The organism is Pseudoalteromonas sp. B160 (assembly GCF_037162485.1).
Taxonomy (GTDB): Bacteria; Pseudomonadota; Gammaproteobacteria; order Enterobacterales; family Alteromonadaceae; genus Pseudoalteromonas; species Pseudoalteromonas rhizosphaerae.
The window spans coordinates 954,843-979,959 of the sequence record NZ_JARLUX010000001.1 but is presented as its reverse complement, the minus strand read 5'-3'; the positions used below and the strand labels follow the sequence as shown (position 1 = coordinate 979,959).

General features: G+C 41.2%; 17 protein-coding genes and 4 pseudogenes. 16 read left to right on the top strand and 5 right to left on the bottom strand.

From position 1 onward, the window contains the following. The first annotated feature begins 6 nt into the window (after positions 1 to 6). The 12 genes and pseudogenes from thrB to P4S61_RS04510 all read left to right on the top strand — a co-directional run bounded on the left by thrB (position 7) and on the right by P4S61_RS04510 (position 13,337). On the top strand, positions 7 to 933 hold the full coding sequence (gene thrB / locus P4S61_RS04565) for a homoserine kinase (protein ID WP_145241144.1): 927 nt from the start codon (positions 7 to 9) through the stop codon (positions 931 to 933). Positions 934 to 951: 18 nt separating this feature from the next. Continuing rightward, positions 952 to 2,234 (top strand): annotated as a pseudogene (gene thrC, locus P4S61_RS04560) (threonine synthase). A 734-nt stretch (positions 2,235 to 2,968) separates the two neighbouring features. After that, positions 2,969 to 4,225, top strand: a complete 1,257-nt coding sequence (glyA, locus tag P4S61_RS04555; RefSeq protein WP_145241140.1) for a serine hydroxymethyltransferase — start codon at positions 2,969 to 2,971, stop codon at positions 4,223 to 4,225. A 102-nt stretch (positions 4,226 to 4,327) separates the two neighbouring features. Next, positions 4,328 to 4,777, top strand: coding sequence for a transcriptional regulator NrdR (gene nrdR, locus P4S61_RS04550; RefSeq protein WP_016708083.1), 450 nt, complete (start codon positions 4,328 to 4,330; stop codon positions 4,775 to 4,777). Between the two features lies 1 nt (position 4,778). Further along, on the top strand, positions 4,779 to 5,921 hold the full coding sequence (gene ribD, locus P4S61_RS04545; protein ID WP_337117855.1) for a bifunctional diaminohydroxyphosphoribosylaminopyrimidine deaminase/5-amino-6-(5-phosphoribosylamino)uracil reductase RibD: 1,143 nt from the start codon (positions 4,779 to 4,781) through the stop codon (positions 5,919 to 5,921). 12 nt (positions 5,922 to 5,933) lie between these two features. After that, positions 5,934 to 6,587 (top strand): riboflavin synthase, encoded by a 654-nt coding sequence (locus P4S61_RS04540; RefSeq protein ID WP_145241136.1) that lies wholly within the window; start codon positions 5,934 to 5,936, stop codon positions 6,585 to 6,587. A 29-nt stretch (positions 6,588 to 6,616) separates the two neighbouring features. Beyond that, positions 6,617 to 7,730: pseudogene (gene ribBA / locus P4S61_RS04535) on the top strand (bifunctional 3,4-dihydroxy-2-butanone-4-phosphate synthase/GTP cyclohydrolase II). 101 nt (positions 7,731 to 7,831) lie between these two features. Beyond that, a complete protein-coding gene (gene ribH, locus P4S61_RS04530; protein ID WP_145241133.1) occupies positions 7,832 to 8,296 on the top strand; it encodes a 6,7-dimethyl-8-ribityllumazine synthase in 465 nt (154 codons plus the stop codon). 15 nt (positions 8,297 to 8,311) lie between these two features. Continuing rightward, positions 8,312 to 8,722: a transcription antitermination factor NusB gene (nusB, locus tag P4S61_RS04525; protein WP_145241131.1), complete on the top strand. Its 411-nt coding sequence runs from the start codon at positions 8,312 to 8,314 to the stop codon at positions 8,720 to 8,722. Between the two features lie 44 nt (positions 8,723 to 8,766). Beyond that, positions 8,767 to 9,741: a thiamine-phosphate kinase gene (gene thiL / locus P4S61_RS04520; protein ID WP_149981196.1), complete on the top strand. Its 975-nt coding sequence runs from the start codon at positions 8,767 to 8,769 to the stop codon at positions 9,739 to 9,741. Then, complete coding sequence (locus P4S61_RS04515) at positions 9,738 to 10,223, top strand: phosphatidylglycerophosphatase A family protein (RefSeq protein ID WP_145241127.1); 486 nt, start codon at positions 9,738 to 9,740, stop codon at positions 10,221 to 10,223. The genes thiL and P4S61_RS04515 overlap by 4 nt, the downstream gene beginning before the upstream one ends. Before the next feature lie 29 nt (positions 10,224 to 10,252). Then, positions 10,253 to 13,337: pseudogene (locus P4S61_RS04510) on the top strand (diguanylate cyclase domain-containing protein). Between the two features lie 124 nt (positions 13,338 to 13,461). Here the strand turns inward: P4S61_RS04510 and P4S61_RS04505 are convergent. From P4S61_RS04505 to P4S61_RS04490, 4 genes are all read right to left on the bottom strand, one after another. After that, complete coding sequence (locus tag P4S61_RS04505) at positions 13,462 to 15,624, bottom strand: hypothetical protein (protein WP_337117854.1); 2,163 nt, start codon at positions 15,622 to 15,624, stop codon at positions 13,462 to 13,464. Between the two features lie 395 nt (positions 15,625 to 16,019). Then, on the bottom strand, positions 16,020 to 17,885 hold the full coding sequence (gene dxs / locus P4S61_RS04500) for a 1-deoxy-D-xylulose-5-phosphate synthase (RefSeq protein ID WP_337117853.1): 1,866 nt from the start codon (positions 17,883 to 17,885) through the stop codon (positions 16,020 to 16,022). 105 nt (positions 17,886 to 17,990) lie between these two features. Beyond that, positions 17,991 to 18,878 (bottom strand): (2E,6E)-farnesyl diphosphate synthase, encoded by an 888-nt coding sequence (ispA, locus tag P4S61_RS04495; protein ID WP_337117852.1) that lies wholly within the window; start codon positions 18,876 to 18,878, stop codon positions 17,991 to 17,993. A 3-nt stretch (positions 18,879 to 18,881) separates the two neighbouring features. After that, positions 18,882 to 19,124 (bottom strand): exodeoxyribonuclease VII small subunit, encoded by a 243-nt coding sequence (locus tag P4S61_RS04490; RefSeq protein ID WP_145241119.1) that lies wholly within the window; start codon positions 19,122 to 19,124, stop codon positions 18,882 to 18,884. 301 nt (positions 19,125 to 19,425) lie between these two features. Between P4S61_RS04490 and pomA the strand changes: the two genes are divergently transcribed. The 4 genes and pseudogenes from pomA to P4S61_RS04470 all read left to right on the top strand — a co-directional run bounded on the left by pomA (position 19,426) and on the right by P4S61_RS04470 (position 23,717). Beyond that, the gene (gene pomA, locus P4S61_RS04485) at positions 19,426 to 20,193 is read left to right on the top strand and encodes a flagellar motor protein PomA (protein WP_145241117.1); all 768 of its coding nucleotides are present in this window, start codon (positions 19,426 to 19,428) and stop codon (positions 20,191 to 20,193) included. 2 nt (positions 20,194 to 20,195) lie between these two features. Next, positions 20,196 to 21,115, top strand: a pseudogene (locus tag P4S61_RS04480) (flagellar motor protein MotB). A 208-nt stretch (positions 21,116 to 21,323) separates the two neighbouring features. Further along, on the top strand, positions 21,324 to 21,734 hold the full coding sequence (locus P4S61_RS04475) for a hypothetical protein (protein ID WP_442961546.1): 411 nt from the start codon (positions 21,324 to 21,326) through the stop codon (positions 21,732 to 21,734). A 72-nt stretch (positions 21,735 to 21,806) separates the two neighbouring features. Continuing rightward, complete coding sequence (locus P4S61_RS04470) at positions 21,807 to 23,717, top strand: DNA topoisomerase III (protein ID WP_145241111.1); 1,911 nt, start codon at positions 21,807 to 21,809, stop codon at positions 23,715 to 23,717. 16 nt (positions 23,718 to 23,733) lie between these two features. Here P4S61_RS04470 and P4S61_RS04465 read toward each other — a convergent pair whose 3' ends face one another. Continuing rightward, positions 23,734 to 25,044, bottom strand: a complete 1,311-nt coding sequence (locus P4S61_RS04465; protein WP_337117851.1) for a M20 metallopeptidase family protein — start codon at positions 25,042 to 25,044, stop codon at positions 23,734 to 23,736. Positions 25,045 to 25,117 lie beyond the last annotated feature (73 nt).

The window sequence follows — 25,117 nt, the reverse complement described above, 5'->3', positions numbered from 1 at the left end:
AGTATAATGATCGAAGTATATGCTCCAGCCTCAATCGGTAATTTTGCAGTTGGTTTTGATGCCTTAGGTGCTGCGCTTGCTCCTATTGATGGCACGTTATTAGGTGATGTTGTTGCGGTAAGTTCTAGCGAGCTTGACGAATTTATATGCTCTGGCGATTACGCAGATAAACTACCAAGCGATGCCAGTGAAAATTTAGCGTATCAGTGTTTAGTGCATTTTCGTGAACATGTAGCGCCAACCATGCCAAGCGTTAAACTGGAATTAAAAAAGAACTTACCAATTGGCTCGGGTCTTGGTTCAAGTGCTTGCTCTGTAGTAGCCACATTTGCGGCGCTGGATCAGTTTGCAGGTACTGCACTGAGCCAAGTGCAGTTAATTGAATTAATGGCTGATTTTGAAGCGATTGTCAGTGGCGGTCGTCATTACGACAATATCACTCCGTGTTACTTGGGTGGTTTGCAGCTTACTGGTGATTTAATTCCAAATAAATCAATTGCTTTACCGGTTGATGAGCGTTGGTATTACGTAGCGGCTTTTCCTGGTTTTTCACTTAATACCGCTAAAGCGCGTTCAGTGTTACCAAAACAGCTAAGTATGCATGCGAGCGTTGAATTTGCGCAGCGCTTATCAGCGTTTAGTACTTTATTGTTAACTAGCCGATTTGATGAAGCACTCTCCATCATGAGTGATGAAATAGCGGAGCCGCATCGTGCGCCACTGATCAATGGTTTTAGTGAAGCTAAAGCGGCGCTGCCAGAGTTTGGTGCTGAGATTGTCAGTATCTCAGGTGCTGGTCCTACATTATTTACCGTGTGCAAAACGCTTGAAGCTGCACAGCAATGCGCACAGTGGCTTGAACAAAACTATATTAATGAGCAAGGCTTCTGCCACATTTGTAAACTCGATAACGCCGGCACGCGTCAGCTATAAGAATTTAAGGAACTAATAATGCAATTACATAATTTAAAAGATGATTCTCAAAAAGTGTCGTTTGTTGAAGCAGTTAAAACAGGTTTAGGACGTAATCAAGGAGTATTTTTCCCTGAATCGCTCGCGCCTTTAGCTGATGTTGATAGTTTACTCGATATGGACTTTGTTACTCGTAGCAGTAAGATTTTATCGCATTTGATTGGTGATGAATTACCTGCTGATACGGTTGCACAAATGGTGCAAAATGCCTTTAACTTTCCTGTTAAATTAGTTGAAGTTGAAGACAATATTTATTGTTTAGAGTTGTTCCATGGGCCAACGCTTGCATTCAAAGACTTTGGCGGTCGCTTTATGGCTGAGTGCTTGGCACAATTTAGCCAAGGTGAAAAAACCACAATACTCACAGCAACCTCAGGGGACACTGGGGCAGCTGTTGCGCATGCGTTCTATAACAAGCCAAATATTGATGTGGTTATCCTGTATCCAAAAGGTAAAATCTCATTAGCACAGCAAAAATTGTTTACTACTTTGGGTAATAATATCCATTGCTACGCTGTAGATGGTAGCTTTGATGATTGCCAAGCGATGGTTAAAAATGCCTTTTTAGATGATGAAGTTAAATCTCGCTTAGGTTTAAATTCAGCTAATTCTATCAATATAAGTCGCCTTGTTGCACAAGTATGTTATTACTTTGAAGCAATAGCGCAATTACCAAAAGAGCAGCGCGCCAAAGCACATATCTCAATACCTAGTGGTAACTTTGGTAATGTATGTGCGGCGATGATCGGTGCGGTGATTGGTTTACCGGTCGCTAAACTTAGCGCTACAACCAATCAAAATGACACTGTACCGCGCTTTATCCTTGATAAAAACTGGGCGCCTAATGCCACAATCGAGTCATTGTCTAATGCCATGGATGTGAGTAAACCTAATAATTGGCCACGTGTACAAACCATGCTTGATAACAAATGGTTTAGTTATGATGATTTTTATTCAACTAGTGTTGATGAAAATGATACCCAAGCAGTGATGAAAAAATTCATCAAACAGGCTATGTTGCTGAACCACATACAGCGATTGCTTATCAGGGCCTAAAAGCTAACTTAGCAACTGATTCTGCTGGTATTTTTCTGGCAACAGCGCATCCGGCTAAGTTTAAAGAAAGTGTTGAAGAGATTTTAAATATTGAACTTGAAATGCCAAAACCACTAGCTGATGCATTAGCTAAACCATGCTTAGCCGAAGATATCGCAGATGATTACGATATCCTGCGTGAAATATTATTAGCTAAACTAGGTTAGTTTTTACCCGCTCAGTAAAACTAAAAATAAACGGCATATGTGAAAGCAATGTCGTTTTTTATTGCTTTAAATTGTACTTAATAGCAGTAATGGAAAATTAAACTATTGAACGTGAACGGCGGTTTAGCACTCGTAAACAAAAAATTAAAATGGCTATAAGGCAGATCATAATCCCTGCAAGTATAACTAATTCATTCGCTACCCAATGGATTAGGAGTAATCCGCACATAAATAAAATAAATGGTTTAAATTCATAATAATAAAAGTGTTTGTTAACTTTAATGCGATTTACTTTATGATCTTTACGCCGTGAATTTGAGCGTAATCGCCAAATGTTGGCACCATTGAAGAATAAAAAATACCAATGGCTGTTGGTAAAACAGTGCTGAAAAGTAAAATGCAAAGTCCGCCAACAATGACATAACAATAAGGAATTGATTCGTAGATAGGTTTAGCTAGCATAGTAAATTAGTTCATCATCCATGATTACATTGGTATCATAATAGTGTAAACAATCGCGAATGCAACAGATTAAGGTATAAATAATGTAAATGTTATTTGCTTTTATTCATTAAAATTACTGATGCTTTAATAAAAAAATATCATTACAAAAACACTGTGAATTAAATTCAATCCCTGTTTAAATATGTTCATCTTTACACCATAGGCAAATTGACGTTTTCAGCGTATAATTCAGCCTTCAAAATACCATACACGTTGCCCTAGGAGCCCCCATGTTAGAACGTAGCATGAATATTTCGGATTTCGATCCAGAGTTATTTGAAGCAATCACTAAAGAGACTGCTCGCCAAGAAGAACACATCGAGCTTATCGCATCTGAGAACTACTGTAGCCCACGCGTACTAGAAGCGCAGGGTTCACAGCTAACAAACAAATATGCTGAAGGTTATCCGGGCAAGCGTTACTACGGTGGTTGTGAGCATGTTGACGTGGTTGAACAACTAGCGATTGACCGTGCCAACGAATTGTTTGGTTCAGATTATGCTAACGTTCAGCCTCACGCAGGTTCACAAGCAAATGCTGCTGTGTTCTTAGCTTTATTAGATGCTGGCGATACAGTGTTAGGTATGAGCTTAGCTCATGGTGGTCACTTAACGCATGGATCACATGTAAGCTTCTCTGGTAAGCTTTATAACGCAATCCAATACGGACTTGACGAAGCGACTGGCGAGATTGATTACGCACAAGTTGAAGCACTTGCACTTGAGCACAAACCAAAAATGATCATCGGTGGTTTCTCAGCATACTCAGGTATTGTTGATTGGGCTAAATTCCGTGAAATCGCTGACAAAGTAGGCGCTTACTTGTTTGTTGATATGGCTCACGTTGCAGGTCTTATTGCTGCTGGTGTTTACCCAAGCCCAGTACCACATGCACATGTTGTTACTACAACTACGCATAAGACATTAGCCGGCCCTCGTGGTGGTTTGATTATTTCTGCTTGTGGCGACGAAGCTATTTATAAAAAGCTTAACAGTGCAGTATTCCCTGGTGGTCAAGGTGGTCCTTTATGTCACATTATCGCTGCCAAAGCAGTGGCATTTAAAGAAGCATTACAACCAGAGTTTAAAGTATACCAAACTCAAGTTGTGAAAAATGCTAAAGCTATGGTTGCAGTAATGCAAGAGCGCGGTTATAAGATCGTATCTGATAAAACAGAAAACCACTTGTTCTTACTTGATCTAATTGATAAAGACATCACTGGTAAAGACGCAGATGCGGCTTTAGGTAATGCTAATATCACCGTAAATAAAAACTCAGTACCAAATGACCCACGTTCACCGTTTGTAACGTCTGGTTTACGTATTGGTTCACCGGCAATCACACGCCGTGGTTTTAAAGAAGCTGAGTCTAAAGAGCTTGCTGGCTGGATCTGTGACGTACTAGACAACATCAACGATGAGTCAGTACAAGCACAAGTAAAAGAGAAAGTTAAAGCAATCTGTAAAAAATTACCTGTTTACGCTTAATTGAGTTACAAACAGTAATTTAGATCACAATAGCTTAGTTTTTTGCTATTATAAAGGCCGCCTAAAAGCGGCCTTTTTTGTTTTTAACGGAAGCTGATACCTATGCATTGTCCATTTTGCACCGCAAAAGATACCAAAGTGATTGACTCGCGTTTAGTGGGAGGTGGCCACCAAGTAAGGCGACGCCGTGAATGCAATGAATGTCATGAACGCTTTACTACCTTTGAAGGCGCAGAACTTGTAATGCCTCGGGTGATCAAACAAGACGGTAGCCGTGAACCTTTCAATGAAGATAAACTCCTTAATGGTCTACACCGCGCATTAGAAAAACGCCCCGTCAGTACCGAGCAAGTTGATGAAGTGGTCAATATTATTAAATCGCAATTACGTGCCACCGGCGAGCGTGAGATTTCCAGTCACCTGATTGGCGAATGCATTATGGAAGCGTTGAAAAAACTCGATAAAGTCGCTTACGTCAGATTTGCATCGGTATACCGTTCATTCGAAGATATTCGTGAATTTGGTGAAGAAATTGCCCGTTTGGGAGAGTGATATGAACCAATATCAGTTTAGCGAACAAGATTTCTCTTATATGACCCGAGCGATTGAGCTTGCCAAACAAGGACGCTTTACTACCACCCCAAACCCAAATGTTGGCTGTGTATTAGTAAAAAATGACGTTATTGTTGGTGAAGGTTTTCATCAAGTTGCCGGCCAAGGCCATGCTGAAGTGAATGCATTAGCAATGGCGGGTAGCCAAGCCTTTGGCGCAACTGCTTATGTCACGCTTGAACCTTGTAGCCATTTTGGTCGCACACCGCCGTGTGCCGAAGGTTTAAAAGCTGCTGGCGTGGTAAAAGTAATTGCTGCTATGGTTGATCCAAACCCGCAGGTAGCCGGTAAAGGTTTAGCTATTTTAGCGGACGCGGGCATTGAGGTTGCGTCAGGTTTGTTAGAACAACAAGCAAGGCTGTTAAACCGTGGCTTTTTAAAGCGCATGGAGCAAGGTATGCCATTTATTACCTGCAAAATGGCCGCAAGCCTTGATGGTAAAACGGCACTTAAAAACGGTCAAAGTAAATGGATAACGGGCCCTAAGGCTCGCCAAGATGTGCAACTACAGCGCGCACAAAGCTGCGCTATTTTAACCGGTGCGGACACAGTATTAGTTGATAATGCAAAACTCAATGTTCGTGTTGAAGAGCTGCCAGAGCCGTTACCAACGCAATTACCTGTACGCCAACCTGTACGTATTATTATTGATTCACAAAATCGTTTAACACCTGAGCTAGCATTATTTAGCATTGCCAGTGAAGTAATTATTCTTACCACTGAACTTGATAAATCACAGCAATGGCCTCATTACGTAAGCCATATTGTAGTACCAGAAAAAAATAATAAAGTTGATTTAGTGGCTGCCATGAAACTTCTAGCGCAGCAACAGTTTAATCATATTTGGTTAGAGGCAGGGGCAACCTTAGCGGGCCAAATGACTGAATGTAATTTAATTGATGAATATATTGTTTATCTGGCGCCGAAGTTGTTAGGGAATGACGGCAAAAGCTTACTAAACTTTACAGAGCTGACAAGTATGCAGGACGTTGTTAATTTATCAATTAATGAGAGTGTGTGTATCGGTGACGATATTCGTATCACGGCGACACCACGCAAAGCCTCATCTAAACCAAATAACTAAAGAGTAACCACTATGTTTACTGGGATCATCGAAGCAACGGGCACTATTAGCGAGTTACAACAAAAGCAAGGCGATTTAGCTATCCGCATTAAAAGTAATAACCTTGATATGGCCGATGTAAATTTAGGCGATAGCATTGCAACTAATGGGGTTTGCTTAACGGTTGTGGCCAAGCACAGTGATGGATTTAGCGCTGACTTATCAAATGAGACGATTAGTTTAACGGGATTTGCTCACTATAAACAAGGGCAAACTGTAAACCTTGAGAAAGCCATGCAGCCAGTATCTCGTTTAGGTGGTCACTTAGTTTCAGGGCATGTTGATGGCATCGCGACTATTACCGCAATTACGCCTAATGCGCGTGCCGTTGAGTACTGGTTAAGCACCGATGTACAACTAATGAAATATATTCCTTATAAAGGCTCGGTATGCATTGATGGTATTAGCCTAACAGTAAATGCAGTAGCAGATAATAAATTTAAACTGACAATTGTGCCGCACACTAGTGAGCAAACAACTATTGCTGATTTTAAAGTAGGCACGCAAGTGAACTTAGAAGTAGATCAAATCGCGCGTTATTTAGAGCGTTTGATCAAAGGGGCAGAGCAGCCAGCTAGTTCAGATATTTCGATGAGTTTACTCGCCCAAGCCGGTTTTATTAAATAAACGCACTCCACAACTTACACGAGCAGATTATGAATTTACACAGCGCACAAGAAATTATTGATGACATTAAAGCCGGTAAAATGGTTATTTTAATGGATGATGAAGACAGAGAAAATGAAGGCGATTTAATTATCGCAGCCGAGCACATTAGTGCTGGAAGCGATCAATTTTATGGCCACTCATGGTCGTGGCTTAATTTGCCTAACAATGACTCAAGAGCGCTGTGAGCAACTTGATTTACCATTAATGGTAAAAAACAATGGTGCGGCATTTTCGACTAACTTTACGATGTCGATTGAAGCATCGAAAGGTGTGACTACGGGGATTTCTGCTGCAGATCGCGCTCGTACTGTGCAAGCTGCGATTGCCAAAGGTGCTGTACCAAGTGATATCGTTCAACCTGGGCATATCTTTCCTATTATGGCACAACCAGGTGGCGTATTAACGCGTGCCGGTCACACTGAAGCCGGTTGTGATTTAGCCCGCTTAGCCGGTTTAGAGCCTTCATCAGTAATTGTGGAAATTCTTAATGCTGATGGCACCATGGCGCGTCGTCCTGATTTAGAAGTATTTGCTGAGCAACATAATATCAAAATTGGCACTATTGCTGATTTAATTGAATACCGTAACATGAATGAAACCACCATTGAGCAAGTGGCAAAATGTAAGTTGCCAACCGTACATGGTGAGTTTGATTTAGTTACTTATAAAGATACCATTGACGGCCAGTTACATTATGCGCTGTTAAATGGTGAGGTTAAAACGAATGAACCAACCTTAGTACGGGTTCATTTAAAAAGTACCTTCAATGATATTTTGTTATCTGATCGCAGTGCCGATAGAAGCTGGGGCTTGTCAGATGCCATGGCTTATATTGCAAAGCATCAAGGTGTGTTAGTTATTCTAGGTAAGCAAGAATGCACCGAAGAGCTAGAAGCGACAGTTAAAGCGTTTGCTGCAGAAGATGCTGGTGAGACGGTCGCGCATCGTAAATTCCAAGGTACTTCACGCACCGTAGGCGTAGGGTCACAAATTTTAGCTGACTTGGGCATTGAAAAAATGCGTTTGATGAGCTTGCCTAAAAAGTACCATGCGTTATCGGGCTTTCACTTAGAAGTGGTTGACTACGTAGAGCCACAATAAGCACAACGCTTAAACTAGGCTATTATTTTATTTATATGGTATGATGCGCAGCAATTTTTGCGCAATCGCAACCGCTTGAACTTATTTTTTAGGGTTATCGAATGAAAATTATTGAAGGTAATAAATACGCTCCTGGCAAGAAATTCGCTATCGTTATTTCTCGTTTTAATGACTTTATTGGTAGCAGCCTATTAGCTGGTGCTGTTGATGAATTAAAACGTACTGGTGGTGTATCTGATGATGATATTACCGTAGTTTATGTACCAGGTGCGGTAGAATTACCTTTAGCGGCGAAACGCGTTGCAGCAAAAAAAGAGTATGATGCAATCATCGCTTTAGGCGTTGTGATCAGAGGTGGTACACCACATTTTGATCTTGTCGCTGGCGAATCAAATAAAGGCTTAGCGCAAGTGTCGCTTGAGTATGATATCCCGATTGCATTTGGCGTATTAACCACTGAAAGCATTGAGCAAGCGATTGAACGCGCTGGCACTAAAATGGGCAACAAAGGCGGCGAAGCTGCTTTAGGCGCACTTGAAATGGTTAATGTGTTAGATAAAATTTAAGTTTAAGGAATTTTTGTGAAACCAGCAGCAAGACGTAAAGCACGTATCTTAGCACTTCAAGCCGTTTATTCTTGGCAATTAAGTGGCAATGCCATTGCCGATATCGAACAACAAATGTTGATCGAAAACGATGTGACTAAAATTGATGTTGAATACTTTAAAGATCTTTCGCGTGGTGTTGCTATAAATCATAAGCAACTAGACGAAGCAGTATCGCCACATTTAACTCGTCCATTTAACGAGTTAGACCAAGTTGAACGCGCTATTTTACGTTTAAGCAGCTATGAGCTGAAATTCCGTGAAGATGTACCTTATAAAGTTGCTATCAACGAAGGTATTGAGCTTGCTAAGATATTTGGCGCTGAAGACAGCCATAAATTTGTTAATGGTGTACTTGATAAAGCGGTAAAGCATTTACGTAAGTAATGCGACCGTAAAAGGAGAGCCGGCATAGGCCGGCTTTTTTGTGTATGAAGGAATTTGAATTAATAAATCGCTACTTTAAAGGTCGTGGCATAACTCGTCGCGATGTTAATTTAGGGATTGGTGACGATTGTGCATTGGTTACTGTTCCTGAAAATTGTCAGTTAGCGATTACCACCGATACACTGGTAGCAGGCGTACACTTTTTTGATGACATCGATCCGCGTGCATTAGGCCATCGTGCCCTGGCCGTAAACTTAAGTGATTTAGCTGCTATGGGGGCTGAGCCTACGTGGGTTTCGGTTGCTTTAACGTTGCCAAATATTGATGTTGAGTGGCTGGAAGAATTCACCGAAGGCATGCATGAAATCGCAGAGTATTTTAATGTGCAAATCATTGGTGGCGATACCACGCAAGGGCCGTTAACAATTACTATTTGTGCTAAAGGTACAGTGCCTGCAGGTAAAGCACTGCGCCGAAGCGGTGCTAAAGTAGGTGACTGGGTTTATGTTACAGGGCCGCTAGGTGATGCCGGGCTTGCGATTGAAGCTCGTAAGCAAGAGATTAAGATTGCTCCAGAGCACTTAAGGTACGTTAATCAACGATTTGATTACCCAACTCCGCGTGTTGCTGCGGGGCAAGTATTACGCGGTTTAGCATCATCAGCGATTGATATCTCAGATGGTCTATTGGCAGATCTTGGGCATATTTTAGCTCTGTCGCAAGTTAGCGCTTGTATTGATGTGAATAAAATACCAACCTCGGATGCATTGCGTGCTACTTTAGAACGAGATCAACAACTGCCGTTTATCCTCAATTATGGCGATGACTATGAGTTGTTATTTACGGTACCTGATAGCAATAAAAGTATGCTGGAAATGAAATTGCGCCAGTATGGTGTAGATGCAGCCTGCATTGGACAAATAAAAAGTGGTGAAGGCGAAGTTGAGCTGATGCTCGATGGCGAAAAATTAGCATATGATGATGCTGGTTTTGAACACTTCACCAAGGAGTCGGTTTGAATAAACCTGCATTATTTAATTTAAAGCGCCCTCATCAATTTTTTGGTTTGGGCTTTGGTTTAGGGTTAGCACCTAAAGCGCCAGGTACGTTTGGTACCTTTGCTGCGCTACCGTTTATTTTTACTACTATGTATTTCCCGCTGTGGTTACAAATTGTATTTGCGGTGGTTATTAGTATTTTTGGTATATGGGCATGTGGCAAAACCGCTGATGATCTGGGCGTACATGATCATCCCGCGATTGTATGGGATGAAGTTGCCGGATTTTACATTACCATGATCGGAGCTGCATTAAGTTGGCAGTCTTTGTTAGTGGGTTTTTTGTTATTTCGTTTTTTTGATATCGCTAAACCAGGTCCTATTCGCTTTCTTGATAAGCGGGTTCATGGTGGTGTAGGTATTATGGCGGATGATGTTTTAGCTGGTATATTTTCTTTAATTTGTGTTCAGGCATTGTTTAAAATGGGTTATTTGCCCTTTTAACCTTAGTTTTGCAACGAGGTATTGACGTTATGATGCGATTTTTATTGGTTATTATTGTGCTGTTCTGCAGTATGCCAAGTAAGGCGTCAATTACCGACTATGTTGTAAAACAATGGAATATGCAAAATGGCTTACCATCGCAGTCACTTAAAAGTGTCGTGCAAGATAAGCAAGGCTATATGTGGCTGGGAACTCAGTTTGGCCTCAGTCGCTTTGATGGCAATACATTCACTAATTACAATACCTTAAATAGTAATTTTTTACCCAGTAACGGCATTAATAAATTACTTGTCGATAGCGAAGGCTATTTATGGATTGGTACTAAAGATGGTATTGTGGTCATCGATCCCACCACTATGGCAGCGCAAGAGTTTAGTGTAAAAGGCCCTGTACGCGATGTTATCGAAGATGCGAAAGGCAGTATTTGGATAGCAGCGAATGGCCTGTACTTTGTATCTCGCAATCAGATCAATGTCAGCGCAGTGCATGACTTACTAGTCCCTGTGATGAGTGCCAGTTCAGTAAAGCAGATTGTTGGTACTGTCAGTCAGCTGGCATTATCGCCAGAAGGGATCTGGCTGGTGAATGAACGATACTTGCTACGGTTAACTAATTCCTCCTCTGATTTTGCAAAGTTACGCTTAGAACTAACTGCTAAGGTATCGATACCTGAGCGTTTAGCACAAACGATTATTCACGATTTAGCATGGCTGGAAGGAAACTTATATTTAGCGTCAGAGCTCGGTGCTTACTTTTTAGATTTAGATGACGAGTTAAGGCCTTTTCCACTTCCCAATGCGAATAACTCAGCGGTTTATAAATTTATGAGTGACTCAAATGGAGCACTGTGGATTTCGACCTATGGGCGCTTACTGTTTCGAGACAACTCCGGCGATTGGCAATGGGTTGAGCCGAGCCAACTTGACCAAAGTATTTGGTTTGCTGATTTATATCGCGATAATGATAATAATATTTGGCTTGCGAGTTTTAGTGAAGGATTATGGCTTGCGCACGAAGGCAGAATAGAACGTCACTCAGCTATATCACAAATGACCGAAGCGGTTATGGCCATTAGCCAAGCGCCCGATGGGAGATTGTGGGTCGCTAACCGCAGTGGTGTAGGCTACTTTGATTTAGATAAAAACTTTATCAATCAAATCCCAAGTAATCAATACGGACGTGCAGCCGTGCATGATTTACAGTTTGATGGCTCACGGTTATATATCGCCACTGGACGTGGTGTGTATATTTATGAAAACAACACCTTGTTCACTGTCCCTGGACGCGCTTTAAAAGATAACCCGGTGTTTGCGATTAGTCGCTCCAGCAAAGGAGGCTTTTGGCTTGGTACTGGCGGGTATGTATCGGCTTAGTTACGGTGGTTTAACCCCATTTGCTTATAACGCATTTTTAGGCAGTAAGTTTATTACTTATGTCGTTGATGAAGCTAATTTTGGTTTAATTGGCACTAGCAAAGGCGCTTACTACTTTACTGATCGTGGTATTGAAAAAATTGGCGATCAAACGAGTCTTGAAAGTGCTTATGTTACAAGCATCTTAAACATTGATGGAGTTGGTATATTAATCGGCTCATTAAATGATGGTTTATTTTATCGAAGCACACAAGGGCATTGGCGTCAGTTAGATGCTACCAATGGCTTACCTTACGGTTCTATTTTTAGTTTACGTTATGATGAAAAGCTCAAGCGCATATGGGTTAGTACCATGAAAGGTGTCTACCGAATGCCGGTTGAGCAGTTTAGTAACGATATTGAAAGCTTAAAAGTAGAGCAGGTTATTTCGTCATACGATCGTCAACTAGACGGTAAGGCCAGCCAGTGTTGTACCGGCCTTGGCCATGATGCTGTGGCGGAGTTAGGCAATTCAATGTGGTATCCTAGCCTACAGGGGGTCGTGGAGATCCCTAAAGATATTGAGCTGTTTGGCGTTAAACCATTACAGCCAAAGGTTGAGAGTTTAAATACTGGGATACGTAAACTTGCAACAGCTGCATTAGGGCGTAATCCTGAATTAGAAATCGATGAGCGTGATATCACCCTTAAATACACTGCGATAGACTATTATGCACCGACCAGTATTGAGTTTCGCTATCGTTTAACTGGTTTAGACAGCGATTGGCGTTATGCTAATACCCGCCGTGAAGCTATTTATACCAATTTACCGCCTGGTGCATTTTTGTTTCAACTTGAGGCTAAACGACAAGGTGAAGGTTGGCAAAAAGCGCAAAGTACGGAATATTCATTTGTAGTACCAAGACGGTTTGATGAAACAATTTATTTTCGGCTGTTGATCACTGGTAGTTTTATTTTATTATTTTATTTAGTGTTTTGGGTATTTAGAAAGCAAGAACGCCGTAAGCAAACCGCGCTTGAAAGTTTAATCACAGAACGCACCAGTGAGCTGCGCCAAGCTAATGATAAGCTTAATCAAGTTAACTCTCAGCTAAAGCTTATGAGTCACTCTGATGAACTTACTGGGCTGAGAAGCCGCCGCTTCTTATTTGATCAACTACCAAAAGATATAGAGCACTTTCAGCGTAACTCACAATCATTACAAGCGCAGGGAAAATCCTTGGTGTTGCTAATCATTAATTTTGATAATTTTAGCCGCATTAATGACGCTTATGGACCGATTGGTGGTGATAGTTGTTTGCAGCAAATGGCTGCATTGCTTAACTCTCGTACCCAAGGATCTGATTATGTTGCCCGTTGGAGTGGTGATGAATTCTTGTTACTGCTACGTGACTTTAAACGCACTGCAATCGATAGTTATGTTGCGCAGCTGTGTAAAGTAATTGCTGATCACACATTTAAGTTGCCCAGTGGTGACAGTATAAACTTGACTGCATCGATTGGCTTTTCATTTTACCCATTACCATTATTAGGTGGTCAGGTTATTGGTTGGGAAACCTCTGTCAACTTAGCGGATATCGCGCTACATCAAGTTAAAAAGCGCGGTGGCGATGGTGTTGCAAACATCACCTTTGATGAACAATTAGATGCCTTTGAGTTTGAGCAAACCAACAATGTTGAGCAACAACTGAGTGTATTACAAGCTAATGGTTTAGCAGATATCAAAGTGTGGATGCGCTAATTGGCTAATTATGCGTTTGCTTATTCTAAGACTGCTGTTAGTTAAAGATAAGAAATGCCTTAACTCGAAAAGTTAAGGCATTGGGAGGCCAACTAAAGGCAGTTAATTTAACTGTCCTTGATGGTTAGCGATTTAGCCAGCTTGGTAAAATAGCAACAGACTCAGGAGCTGTGAATGAGTAGCTTACGCTGGCTGCAATATCACCGCTGGGGCTATTGAGAATATTATCAAACCGCATGACTAAGCCATTTGATTTTTCGGCTACGTATAAATGATTGCCGGTAAACATAATATCGACAGGATTACCGAGCATGGTTGCAGGTCCGGCGATATTGACACTGACATTGTTCAAACCTGATCCGGTTCCTGCATTATTTAATACAAACAATTTACCATCAGTGGCGTCAGCGGCACTGCCTACATCTGAGACAATTAATGAGTCACTTAGTGGATCGTAATCAATGCCATGTATATTGGTAGGGGCTGGGAATGCGACTCCTGCTGTTGCGGGTGTAATTAAGCGATCTTCCCCGGTTACAGTGCTCATACCCGCCATTAGCTTGCTTTTAACTTCATCAAAAACAGCAATAGTCCCATTGGTTAATGCCACAAATGCTCTATCAGTAGTGACATCATAGTCAACATCCCATGGACGTGCACCACCGCTTGCTGTGAGCGTCAAAAGGGGCGTTACATCACCCGTAGTACATGTTGAGAATATTAATATTCCCGGTGTTGTGGCATTGTTTTCAGCGACAAAAATCATCCCACTGTCTGATGCTACATCAATACCTTTTGGCGAGATTAGGCCGGTATTACTGCCGCTGATGATAGAATCTTGGCTTAGTGTAAATACCTCGCCATCACGGTGCATCGCGACTTTATTGGAAATAACAATTCCACCTACAGAGGTTGTGCTGTTATCAAAGCTCGCATAGCTGTTACCGGCTTTATCAAAGGCAACACTTTCGATTGTTTGACTTGCATTATAACTGCCAATTTCACTTGTTAACTGTGCATTTAGACGTGAAATTTGTCCTGTTGTAGGGCCTGCCGCGCTTGGATTACTACTTACAGCAATACCCATCAATGGCATATTAGTCATATAACTGTCAGATACATCAGGCATATCATTATGCATCACTGTTGCGGTTATTGACTCTGGCTTAATCGTTGCGGTGACGCTATCTGGACTAATGTCACCACTGACGCCATTAAAGATATTGCTAAATACCAGAATTGCATCATTAGATTTTTCTGCAACGCGTAAGTCGCTACCAGTCAGGCTGATATCCACAGGGTTACCAAGCATAGTAGCAGGGCCAGCGATACTGCGAGCAACCGTGGTATTGCCAGTAGCAAGGGATGCGTTGTTGATCACAAATAATGCGCCGTCGGTTGCATCACTGGCACTGCCGACGTCAGAAAGTACTAATTTATTTGTATCAGCATCATAAACGATACCATGAATATTAACGGAAACTTTGTTACCGCTTGCATCACTGGGTGTGATTGTACGAGTTGCCATAGCGGTAAAGCCACCATCTACATAATTATCGTATACTGCAACATCACCATTAGTGAGTGCCACATATAAGCGATCGTTTATATCATCGTATGTTACATCCCACGGTTTTGCGTCTGTAACTGTACTAGCTAAAGGCGCTGCATTTCCTGCGGCGGTAGCACCAAAGACAGTGATCTGCATGGCATTAAAGTCAGCGGCAAAAATGAGTCCGCGCTTATTTGATATATGAATACCTTTGGGATTGACTAACGTAGTGTTGCTGCCGGTAATGGTACGATCACGATTACTGTCAAACATACCCCCATCGGCACGGCTTAATACTTGGCAAACGGTGCTAAGAGCGCCATTACCAGAATCGCTGGCTTGAATTAAATTACCTAAGCTATCAAATGCAACACCTTCATTTGCCCCACTATTAAATGTTTTTAACTTTGCAGCATTTTGATTAATCAAATCAACGGTGCCTGCATTATCAGCACCATTATTAGCCAAAATAAAAGTTGCTGCTGCAAATCCTGGAGTACCATCTGATCCATTCGTGCCATCGCTACCATTTGTCTCATCAGCGCCATTACTACCATCGACGCCGTCCATGCCCATTTCACCTTGCGGGCCTACAGCGCCATCTTTTCCATCATCGCCACTACAGCCGGTTAAGCCAATCAAAATTGCTAGAGTAAGCGCAGACAAACAAAGTTTACTGGTTATTAATTGTGCGTGAATAGATTTGGTGCTTTCGCCTGATTTTAACGTTTTCATAACTTGTACCTTCTTAAATATTCCATCAAATGTGAACATACAAAGAGCTTGGCTTAAAACAGCTTATACCAATCGTGTTAAGTTGTTAGTCATTTATAGCGACGGATAAATAGAGTGATAACAAGGCATAAATTTTTATATGTAGTTGTTCTACATGAAAAATTCATAACGCCGTTAGCGCTTTATTTAGCACGCTAGAAAGGCTAAATATTTAAGTCGATTGATATTATATAAAAGCGTGAACACTTTGCTCACGAGCTAACCTCAGTGAATAAACGTGGCAGGGAAATAATTGGATGCAAGAAAGTTGAAAAAAGTGAGATTTTTTTAAATGTTTGAAAATAAATAACAAAGGAGCCTACGCTCCTTTGTTATTTTATTAACTTAAACGTTGGTTACTTAGTAATAAAGTTTTTTATGCTATCGAGTATACCTTGTGAGCCTAAGCCCATTTCATCATGCATTTGTTCTTGTGTTCCATGCTTGATGAACTCATCAGGAATACCTAAATTAAGGATGCTTACTGTTGCTTTGATAGCTGCTAAATATTCATTAACAGCAGAGCCTGCACCACCAACAATCGCGTTATCTTCAAGGGTTACAATGACGTCATGATCGGCTAATAAAGTGTCGATTAGTGCGCTATCAAGAGGTTTAACAAAACGCATATCAACGAGGCTGGCATTTAATTCATTGACTGCCAGTTGAGCGTTTTCAAGTAAAGTACCAAAGGATAAAACTGCGATTTTAGCACCTTGTTTAATCACACGACCTTTACCAATTTCAAGCTCAGTCATTTGCTCGCAGATTTCAGTTGTGCCAGCACTACCACGAGGATAACGAACTGCAACAGGGCTGTTACAACGATAACCAGTGTACAGCATTTGCCGACATTCATTAGTATCACTCGGTGCCATGATAATCATATTGGGGATACAACGGATAAAGCTTAAATCGTATGCGCCTTGATGAGTTTCGCCATCAGCACCAACAATACCAGCACGGTCAATTGCAAATAACACGGGTAAGTTTTGCAGAGCAACATCGTGAATAAGCTGATCGTAGGCACGTTGTAAAAAGCTTGAATAAATAGCGACAACTGGTTTTAAGCCTTCGCAGGCAAAACCTGCGGCTAAAGTAACCGCGTGTTGCTCGGCAATGGCAACATCAAAATATTGCTCAGGGTATTCTTTTGAAAAACGCACCATGCCTGAGCCTTCACGCATAGCTAGGGTGATTGCCATAAGCTTTTCATCTTGACTTGCCATGTCACACAACCAATCGCCAAATACTTTAGAAAAAGTCGCAGCGCCTGGTTTTGATTTTGGTAGGCTGGAAATCGCAGGGTCGAACTTAGGTACGCCGTGATAGCCTATTGGATCTGCTTCTGCTGGTTTATAGCCTTTACCTTTCTGGGTTTTGATATGCAGTAACTGCGGCCCTTTTAGGTTACGCATATTGCGCAGTGTATCAACCAACATGTTTACATCATGACCATCAATTGGGCCAATGTAATTTAAGCCTAACTCTTCAAAAAAGGTGCCTGGGATAACCATGCCTTTTAAGTGCTCTTCCATGCGGCTGGCTAATTCTTTTACTGGTGGCACGCCAGATAGCAGCTTTTTACTACCTTCACGAATGTTAGTGTAAAAACTGCCTGATAAGATACGAGCGAAATGATTAGTTAGTGCACCGACATTTTCAGAAATCGACATTTCGTTATCGTTTAATATGATCAACATGTCAGATTTAACATCACCTAAGTGATTCATTGCTTCAAACGCCATACCCGCGGTAATCGCACCATCACCAATAACCGCTACTGTTTTTCGTCCTTTGCCTTCTTTTTGCGCCGCAATTGACATGCCTAAAGCAGCAGAAATCGAGGTGCTTGAATGGCCAACACTAAAAGTGTCGTAGTGGCTTTCTTCACGAAATGGAAACGGATGTAAACCGTCTTTTTGGCGGATCGTGTGCATTTGATCACGGCGCCCTGTGAGAATTTTATGTGGGTATGCTTGATGGCCTACATCCCATACTAAGCGATCTTCAGGGGTGTTATATACATAATGAAGCGCTACAGTAAGCTCAACTGTGCCTAAACCTGATGCTAAGTGACCACTACTTTGCGAGACTGAGTTTAGTAAGTAATCACGTAACTCATTACTAAAAGCAGGTAATTTGTCTTGCGCTAAATCACGCAACTGGGCTGGTTCGTCAACCAAACCTAATAATGGATACTTGCTACTATCAAGTGTCATGATTTTTAATACATCCTTCGCTAACCAGAGGTCATTATAGCGTAATATTACTCTGATTCTTTAGTTATTTTGTACATCATTACTTGCTCAAGCTAGAGCCTAGAATTAATAATCGCGTTCAACAATGTATTTTGCCAAGTTTTCTAGCTCAGAAGTGTCAGCATCTATTGCTGCTAACGCATCGAGTGCGCATTTTAGTAATGATTGTGCTTTTTGTTTTGCACCTGTAAGCCCAAGTAGAGCAGGGTAGGTCGCTTTATTTGCTGCAACATCGGAGCCTTGTGGTTTACCTAAGACTTGGGTATCACCTTCGATATCAAGAATATCGTCTTGCACCTGAAAAGCCAGCCCAATTGCATCACCAAACTGTTTTAATTGTAATAATGTTTGTTGATTTGTACCAGCTGCGCATAATGCACCTAAAGTAATTGCACAATTTAACAAAGCACCTGTTTTTAATTTATGGATACGTTCGAGCTCAGCTAAATTGACTAATTTGTCAGTCGCTGCAATATCCAGTGCTTGACCACCGACCATACCTTCAATACCCGATGCTTTGGCAAGTGCTGCAATCATTTTTAACTGTTGCTGTGCAGGAACGTTAAATGAATGGTTAGCAATTAAATCAAACGCTAATGTTTGCAGCGCATCACCGGCTAAAATAGCATGAGCTTCGCCATAGACAATATGGCAAGTCGGTCTACCACGTCGCAGGTCGTCGTCATCCATCGCGGGTAAATCATCATGAACTAACGAATAACTATGAATACATTCAATAGCAGCAGCCAACACGTCTAAATCTTGTTTATTTGCGCCAAGCATTTTTCCCGTGGCATACACTAAAAATGGTCGTAATCGTTTACCGCCATTTAAAACGCTGTAGTGGGTGGCTTGTTTGATGCTTTGCTCGGTATCGAGCGGTTGCTCAAAATACCGATTGAGAGTGGCTTCAACATCTTGTTGAGCACATTTTATTTGCTCTGTTATTAACACCCGTTATTCCAAATCATTATCAAAGTTAGTAAGTGGTGACTGACTATCACTACCCATTAAAATAGCTACTTTTTGTTCAGCTTGTTGTAACTTACTTGAAGATGCGCCGGCTAAAGCAATACCGCGTTCAAACTGTTTTAATGATTGCTCAAGGGAAAGCTCTCCTTGCTCCATTTCTGTGACGATTAAGGATAATTCATCAAGCGCTTGCTCGAAGCTTAGGTTCTCTGGTTTTTTCGTCGCCATACTGATTTAACTTAGATGATAGAAATGTGAGGCCAATTTTAGGGGGAATGCTAAACTAGGTCAAAGGGTGATGCATTTTTTTTGAATAATTAATTGTTTTCTTGCCACTTTTAATTATTTATACCTTTACTTAAGCCTTGCAGGTTATCAATGGTAGCTTAAAATGCTAAACAGGGTTGAAAACTTTCATTTCATTTTTTTCATTAAATGGTTTAAGTAATTCAATAGATTGCCGATAAGCTGTTAATAATAAAAATTTGTTGCTGGTAGCAACAAAGCATCGATTCCTCTGGAGGGGTAAGTGGATTTAGCAACCATTATAGGTATTCTCGGAGCTATTGGTCTTATTGCTATGTCAATGGTACTAAGTAGTGGCGGCGAAGTGGCTATGTTTTATAACACGCCATCGGTGGTTATTGTTTTCGGTGGTTCGATTTTTATAGTGTTATCAAACTATACGATGAGTCAATTCCTCGGTATCGGTAAAGTCGCGGCTAAAGCCTTCATGTTCAAAATAGAGTCACCTGAAGAGCTTATCGAAAAAGCAGTTGAACTTGCAGACTCGGCCCGTAAAGGCGGATTTTTAGCACTAGAGGAAGCAGAAATACCCAATGCGTTTATGCGTAAAGGGGTTGATATGCTTGTTGACGGTCATGACGCTGATGTTGTTCGTGCCACCTTGCAAAAAGATATTTCTCTTACTTCTACTCGTCATGAATCGGGGGCCGGTTTGTTTAAAGCGCTTGCCGATATTGCGCCTGCGATGGGGATGATCGGTACTTTGATTGGTCTAGTTGCGATGTTGTCGAATATGGATGACCCTAAAGCGATTGGTCCTGCGATGGCGGTAGCGCTTTTAACAACATTATATGGTGCGTTTTTAGCAAACGTGGTGGCAATTCCTATCCAAGTAAAATTGGAATTGCGTAAAGACGAAGAAGCAATGAATCAGCGGCTAATTTTAGATGCGGTATTAGGTATACAAGATGGCCAAAATCCAAAAGTCATCGAAGGTATTTTGAAAAACTACCTAGCTGAATCAAAACGAAAAGTGGATACTGAGGAGTAAGCATGTCAGATCAAGAGTGCAAGTGTCCACCACCCGGTTACCAGCATGGATGGGTACCTTCGCGGATTTGATGTCACTATTGATGTGCTTCTTTGTACTTTTACTCGCGTTTTCAGAAATGGATGTACTTAAATTTAAACAAATCGCAGGCTCAATGAAGTTTGCCTTTGGTGTACAAAATAAAATAGAAGTAAAAGATATTCCCAAAGGAACATCCGTTATCGCGATGGAGTTCACCCCAGGTAAACCTGAACCTACCCCAATCGAAACCATTCAACAGCAAACTGTCGAAATGACCCAGCAAATGCTTGAGTTTCAGGCTGGTGATGAAAGCTCCGCTGGCGGTCGTCAAGAGCAACGCGGTAATAAGCGTGGCGGTGAGTCACAAAGTACAGCGCAACAACAAGCATCAGAACAATCTATTTCTGCAGCTGATCAAGAGCAGGTTAATGAGTTAGTTAAAAAGATAGCCCAGCAATTGGAACAACAAATCATGGATGGTGCTGTTGAGTTGGAATCATTAGGTCAGCAAATTATTATTCGTATTCGTGAAAATGGTTCATTTCCATCTGGGAGTGCATTTTTACAACCTAAGTTTAAACCAATCATTCGTGATATAGCTGCGTTACTAAAAGATGTGCCAGGTGAAATTACGGTGTCTGGTCATACTGATGATTTTCAAGTTTCGAATGAGCTGTATACCAATAACTGGGACTTATCATCGAAGCGTGCAGTTGCGGTTGCAACTGAAATGCAAAAAGCGCAAGGCTTTGATAAAACCAGAATGGTTGTTGTCGGTCATGCCGAAACTCGACCACTTGTTCCAAATGATTCTGATGCGGATAGACGACGTAATCGCCGCGTGGAAATTTCAATAATGCAAGGCAAGGCTAAGGAGTCAGATCCGATAGATGTGCGTTAAGATGCTTGGCAAAGTACCTAATTTAGCTTAAAGTAGTTTTTTAACAAGTGTAACGGAGTGTCTGATGAAAAACGTTGATAAATATAGCTATATGCCGGGTAATGGCAGTGGTGACGATGATAAAAAGCCAGACTAATCATGCCTGATTGGTTTTTAGGTGCTATATCATTACTTAATAAAAGCTGGGTGTTTTTTAAGCCCAGCTTTTTTGGTTTTTTATCTTCGCAAAGACTGGCTTGCTTTGCGTTTTACTTTAGTGACTGGGTTATTTTTCTTATATGGAACCTTGATACATAATAGCCTTAGAGAGTTAGATGACCCTTATATTTGGCGTTATGTAGTTTGGGCTTTTAATGATATTGCTTGGATGGCTTTGATTGCTTACTGGGCTATTAAAGATAAAGTGTATCTTTGGCAAAGTGTGATCGGTCAATTGGTTGTAATTAGTGCGCCTATCTTACAATTATTTAGATTAGTGGATCGCCACCTTTGGGATTTATCGTATAGCACTATGCTATATAAAACGTTATTACCGTTAATCAATATTGGCACTGTCGTTGTGTGCTACCTTCCTCTGTTGTATTTATTTATGCGAAAAAATCGCAGTTTAAAGAGCTAATCATTAACTATTTGTAGATTAAATTACGTGTGCTAAACTACTGTTTAAATAACCAGTTGTTGATAGTGCCCTATGAAACTTTATATAGCCGAGAAGCCATCTTTAGGTCGTGCCATTGCCGATGCGCTACCAAAGCCTCATAAAAAACATGATGGCTATATTGAAGTGGCTAATGGCGATTGTGTTTCTTGGTGTATAGGTCACTTGCTCGAGCAAGCAGAGCCTGATGATTATAATGAGCAATATAAAAAATGGCGCTTTGATGACTTACCGATTATCCCACAGCAATGGCAGTTAAAAGCAAAATCTAAAACTCGTAAGCAACTTACGGTACTTAAAAAGTTAATCAAACAAGCTGATCAACTTGTTCATGCTGGTGATCCAGACCGAGAAGGGCAATTACTTGTTGATGAGGTGATTGAGCAAGTTAAACTTAGCCAAGCCAAAAAACAGCAAATTCAACGTTTATTGATCAGTGATTTGAATGTTAGCGCGGTTAAAAAGTCGCTGCAAAACGTTCGCTCTAACCGTGAATTTATTCCACTTAGTGTATCTGCTTTGGCGCGTTCGCGAGCTGATTGGCTGTTTGGTATGAATTTAACGCGCGCCTATACGCTTGCAGGTCAAAAAGCAGGGTTTGGTAATGTATTATCAGTAGGGCGTGTACAAACACCGATATTAGGATTGGTTGTCCAGCGTGATAACGAGATTGCTAATTTTGTGCCAAAACCTTTTTATGAAGTATTAGCTCATTTAAGTACCGAAAATAAAGAGCCGTTTACAGCAAAGTGGCAACCAAGCAAAGCGTGTGAACCTTATCAAGATGAAGAGGGGCGAGTGCTCCATCGAGGCCTTGCTGAGAATGTTGCGTCGCGAATTTCTAATCAATCAGGTGAAGTTACGGCGCTTGAACAAAAGCAGAAAAAGCAACAAGCACCTTTGCCGTATAATTTGTCAGCGTTACAAATTGATGCTGCGAAAGCTTTTTCAATGCCTGCACAAAAGGTATTGGATATTTGTCAAAATTTATATGAGCGTCACAAGCTAATTACCTATCCACGTTCAGACAATCGTTACTTGCCCAAAGATCATCACCAAGAAGCAGCCAGTATAATAAAGGCAATTGCCATCAATGGCGGGCAAAATGACACTCATTGCCAAGGCGCAGATGTGAGTAAACGCAGTAAGTGTTTTAACGACGCTAAGGTAGCTGCGCATCATGCCATTATTCCTACCGCTAAGCAGCAAAAGTCAGCAAGTTTGAGCGTTGAAGAAGGTAAAGTGTATGGTCTTATTAGCCGTCATTATCTGATCCAGTTTTATCCAGACTACATTTACAATGAAACAAAGGCTGAAATAACAATTAATGGTGGTATCTTTAAAGCCAACGCAAAACAAGATGTAAGTTTAGGCTTTAAAGCGTTAATGGGAAAAACCGCATTAAAAGATGAGCAGATATTGCCGCCATTAATTAAAGGGCAACAGTTGCAGTGTGAACGCGGTGAAGTAATTGATAAAATGACCAGCCCGCCAGCTCATTTCAATGATGCAACGCTGCTTAGTGCAATGACAGGTATTAGTCGGTACGTTAAAGATCCAGAAATCAAAAAAATACTCAAAGAAACAGACGGCTTAGGAACCGAAGCAACCAGAGCGGGTATTTTAGAGTTATTATTTAGAAGACAATTTTTAAGACGTCAAGGTAAACTCATTTTAGCAACCGATACAGGTAAAGCATTGATCAGTGCGTTACCGCATGGTTTAGCCAGCCCAGACCTAACCGCAAAATGGGAAGCATCGTTGGGCGACATAGCAGAACAACAAATGAGTTATCAACAATTTTTAAATCCTTTATTAGTGGATTTAGCGGCTTTTGTGGAACTTGCCAAAAATTGTGATAGCAACGTATTTGCACAATTACCAAAAACGCCGCAAAAGCGGCGTTTTACAAGAAAAACTAAACCAAAAACAAAATCGGCTTAGTCATCCATTGCTAAGATTATTGATTAAACAAAGCCACCGCAGCGTTACTCATCGCAGTGATACCTGTGGGGATTGCAACTTTATAGTCAGGTGCAAATTTACTTGAATGTAGTGAAGGTAAAGTTGCCCCTGATGTTTGTGCCGCTTGATATTGAGCTTGCTCTACACCACCTAACCAAAATAAGGTGATAGGGATGTTTTTATCTGTGCGGCCATATAAACCAAAATCTTCCCCTGCCATAACCGCTTCGGTTTCAAGCACATTACTTTGTCCAATCGCCGAGCTAATCGCACTACGTACAATATTAGTTTGTGCAGGGTCGTTATATGTAGATGGGATTGACTCATCTTCATGTACATAAACCACAGGTATTAAGCTTTCATCCAATCCTGCACTTAATGCAATGCCTTTAGTTATACGTTTTATTGCTGCAATTTGTTGCTCGCGAATTTTAGGATTATAACTTCTAAGTGTCAGCTGTAGCTTTACTTCATTCGAAATTACATTATGTTTAGCTCCACCGTGAATTGAACCCACTGTAATTACTGAGGGTTCAAGAGGTGATAATTCGCGACTGGTAATTGTTTGCAGTGCCAACACGATCCGTGATGCGATAACAACAGGGTCAATAGTCATATGTGGGTAAGCACCATGACCACCTTTACCTTTAACCGTAATATCTACTGAATCCACACTGGCCATGGTGTACTCATTTTTCATACTGACTTGTCCTGCAGGAACACTCGCACTAACATGCAAAGCGATAACGTGATCAGGAGTCGGATATTTACTAAATAAACCTTCTTTGAGCATCGCTTTTGCACCGCCACCCACCTCTTCTGCAGGTTGTGCCACCATCATTAAGGTTCCTTGCCATGCATCTTTATGTAGCATTAATTGTTGCGCAGTACCAATAAATGAACTCATATGAATATCATGACCACATCCGTGCATCACACCAACGTTTGCTCCTTCATCATTTATAACAGTGACTGTTGAAGCATATGATTTACCAGTTTGTTCTATGATTGGTAAGCCGTCTGTATCAGTACGGATCATTATTGTCGGGCCATCACCATTTTTATATAAGCCTACTACACCAAAGCCACCCACATTGTCGGTCACCTCATAGCCAAGCGCACGTAATTTGGTGGCAAGCTTTTCTCCCGTTTCTTGCTCATGGTATGAAAGTTCTGGGGACTGGTGTAAATCTAAGTAAAACTTTTCAATGGCAGGCATCGTTTTATCTAACTTCAGCTCCAAGGTTGTTGAGCTTGCTAATGGACTAAGCAGTATAAGTGCAGCGTATAGACTATAAAATTTCATAAAAGACCTTTTTGATTTATGGCTTGTGATTCTGGGCTTGTAATTATTATGTTTGCCTCCATATAAAACCCTA

Excerpts from the sequence above, each read along its gene's own strand:
- thrB (WP_145241144.1), top strand. The coding sequence starts at position 7 with ATGATCGAAGTATATGCTCCAGCCTCAATCGGTAATTTTGCAGTTGGT.
- glyA (WP_145241140.1), top strand. The coding sequence starts at position 2,969 with ATGTTAGAACGTAGCATGAATATTTCGGATTTCGATCCAGAGTTATTT.
- nrdR (WP_016708083.1), top strand. The coding sequence starts at position 4,328 with ATGCATTGTCCATTTTGCACCGCAAAAGATACCAAAGTGATTGACTCG.
- ribD (WP_337117855.1), top strand. The coding sequence starts at position 4,779 with ATGAACCAATATCAGTTTAGCGAACAAGATTTCTCTTATATGACCCGA.
- P4S61_RS04540 (WP_145241136.1), top strand. The coding sequence starts at position 5,934 with ATGTTTACTGGGATCATCGAAGCAACGGGCACTATTAGCGAGTTACAA.
- ribH (WP_145241133.1), top strand. The coding sequence starts at position 7,832 with ATGAAAATTATTGAAGGTAATAAATACGCTCCTGGCAAGAAATTCGCT.
- thiL (WP_149981196.1), top strand. The coding sequence starts at position 8,767 with ATGAAGGAATTTGAATTAATAAATCGCTACTTTAAAGGTCGTGGCATA.
- P4S61_RS04505 (WP_337117854.1), bottom strand. The coding sequence starts at position 15,624 with ATGAAAACGTTAAAATCAGGCGAAAGCACCAAATCTATTCACGCACAA.
- dxs (WP_337117853.1), bottom strand. The coding sequence starts at position 17,885 with ATGACACTTGATAGTAGCAAGTATCCATTATTAGGTTTGGTTGACGAA.
- P4S61_RS04490 (WP_145241119.1), bottom strand. The coding sequence starts at position 19,124 with ATGGCGACGAAAAAACCAGAGAACCTAAGCTTCGAGCAAGCGCTTGAT.
- P4S61_RS04470 (WP_145241111.1), top strand. The coding sequence starts at position 21,807 with ATGAAACTTTATATAGCCGAGAAGCCATCTTTAGGTCGTGCCATTGCC.
- P4S61_RS04465 (WP_337117851.1), bottom strand. The coding sequence starts at position 25,044 with ATGAAATTTTATAGTCTATACGCTGCACTTATACTGCTTAGTCCATTA.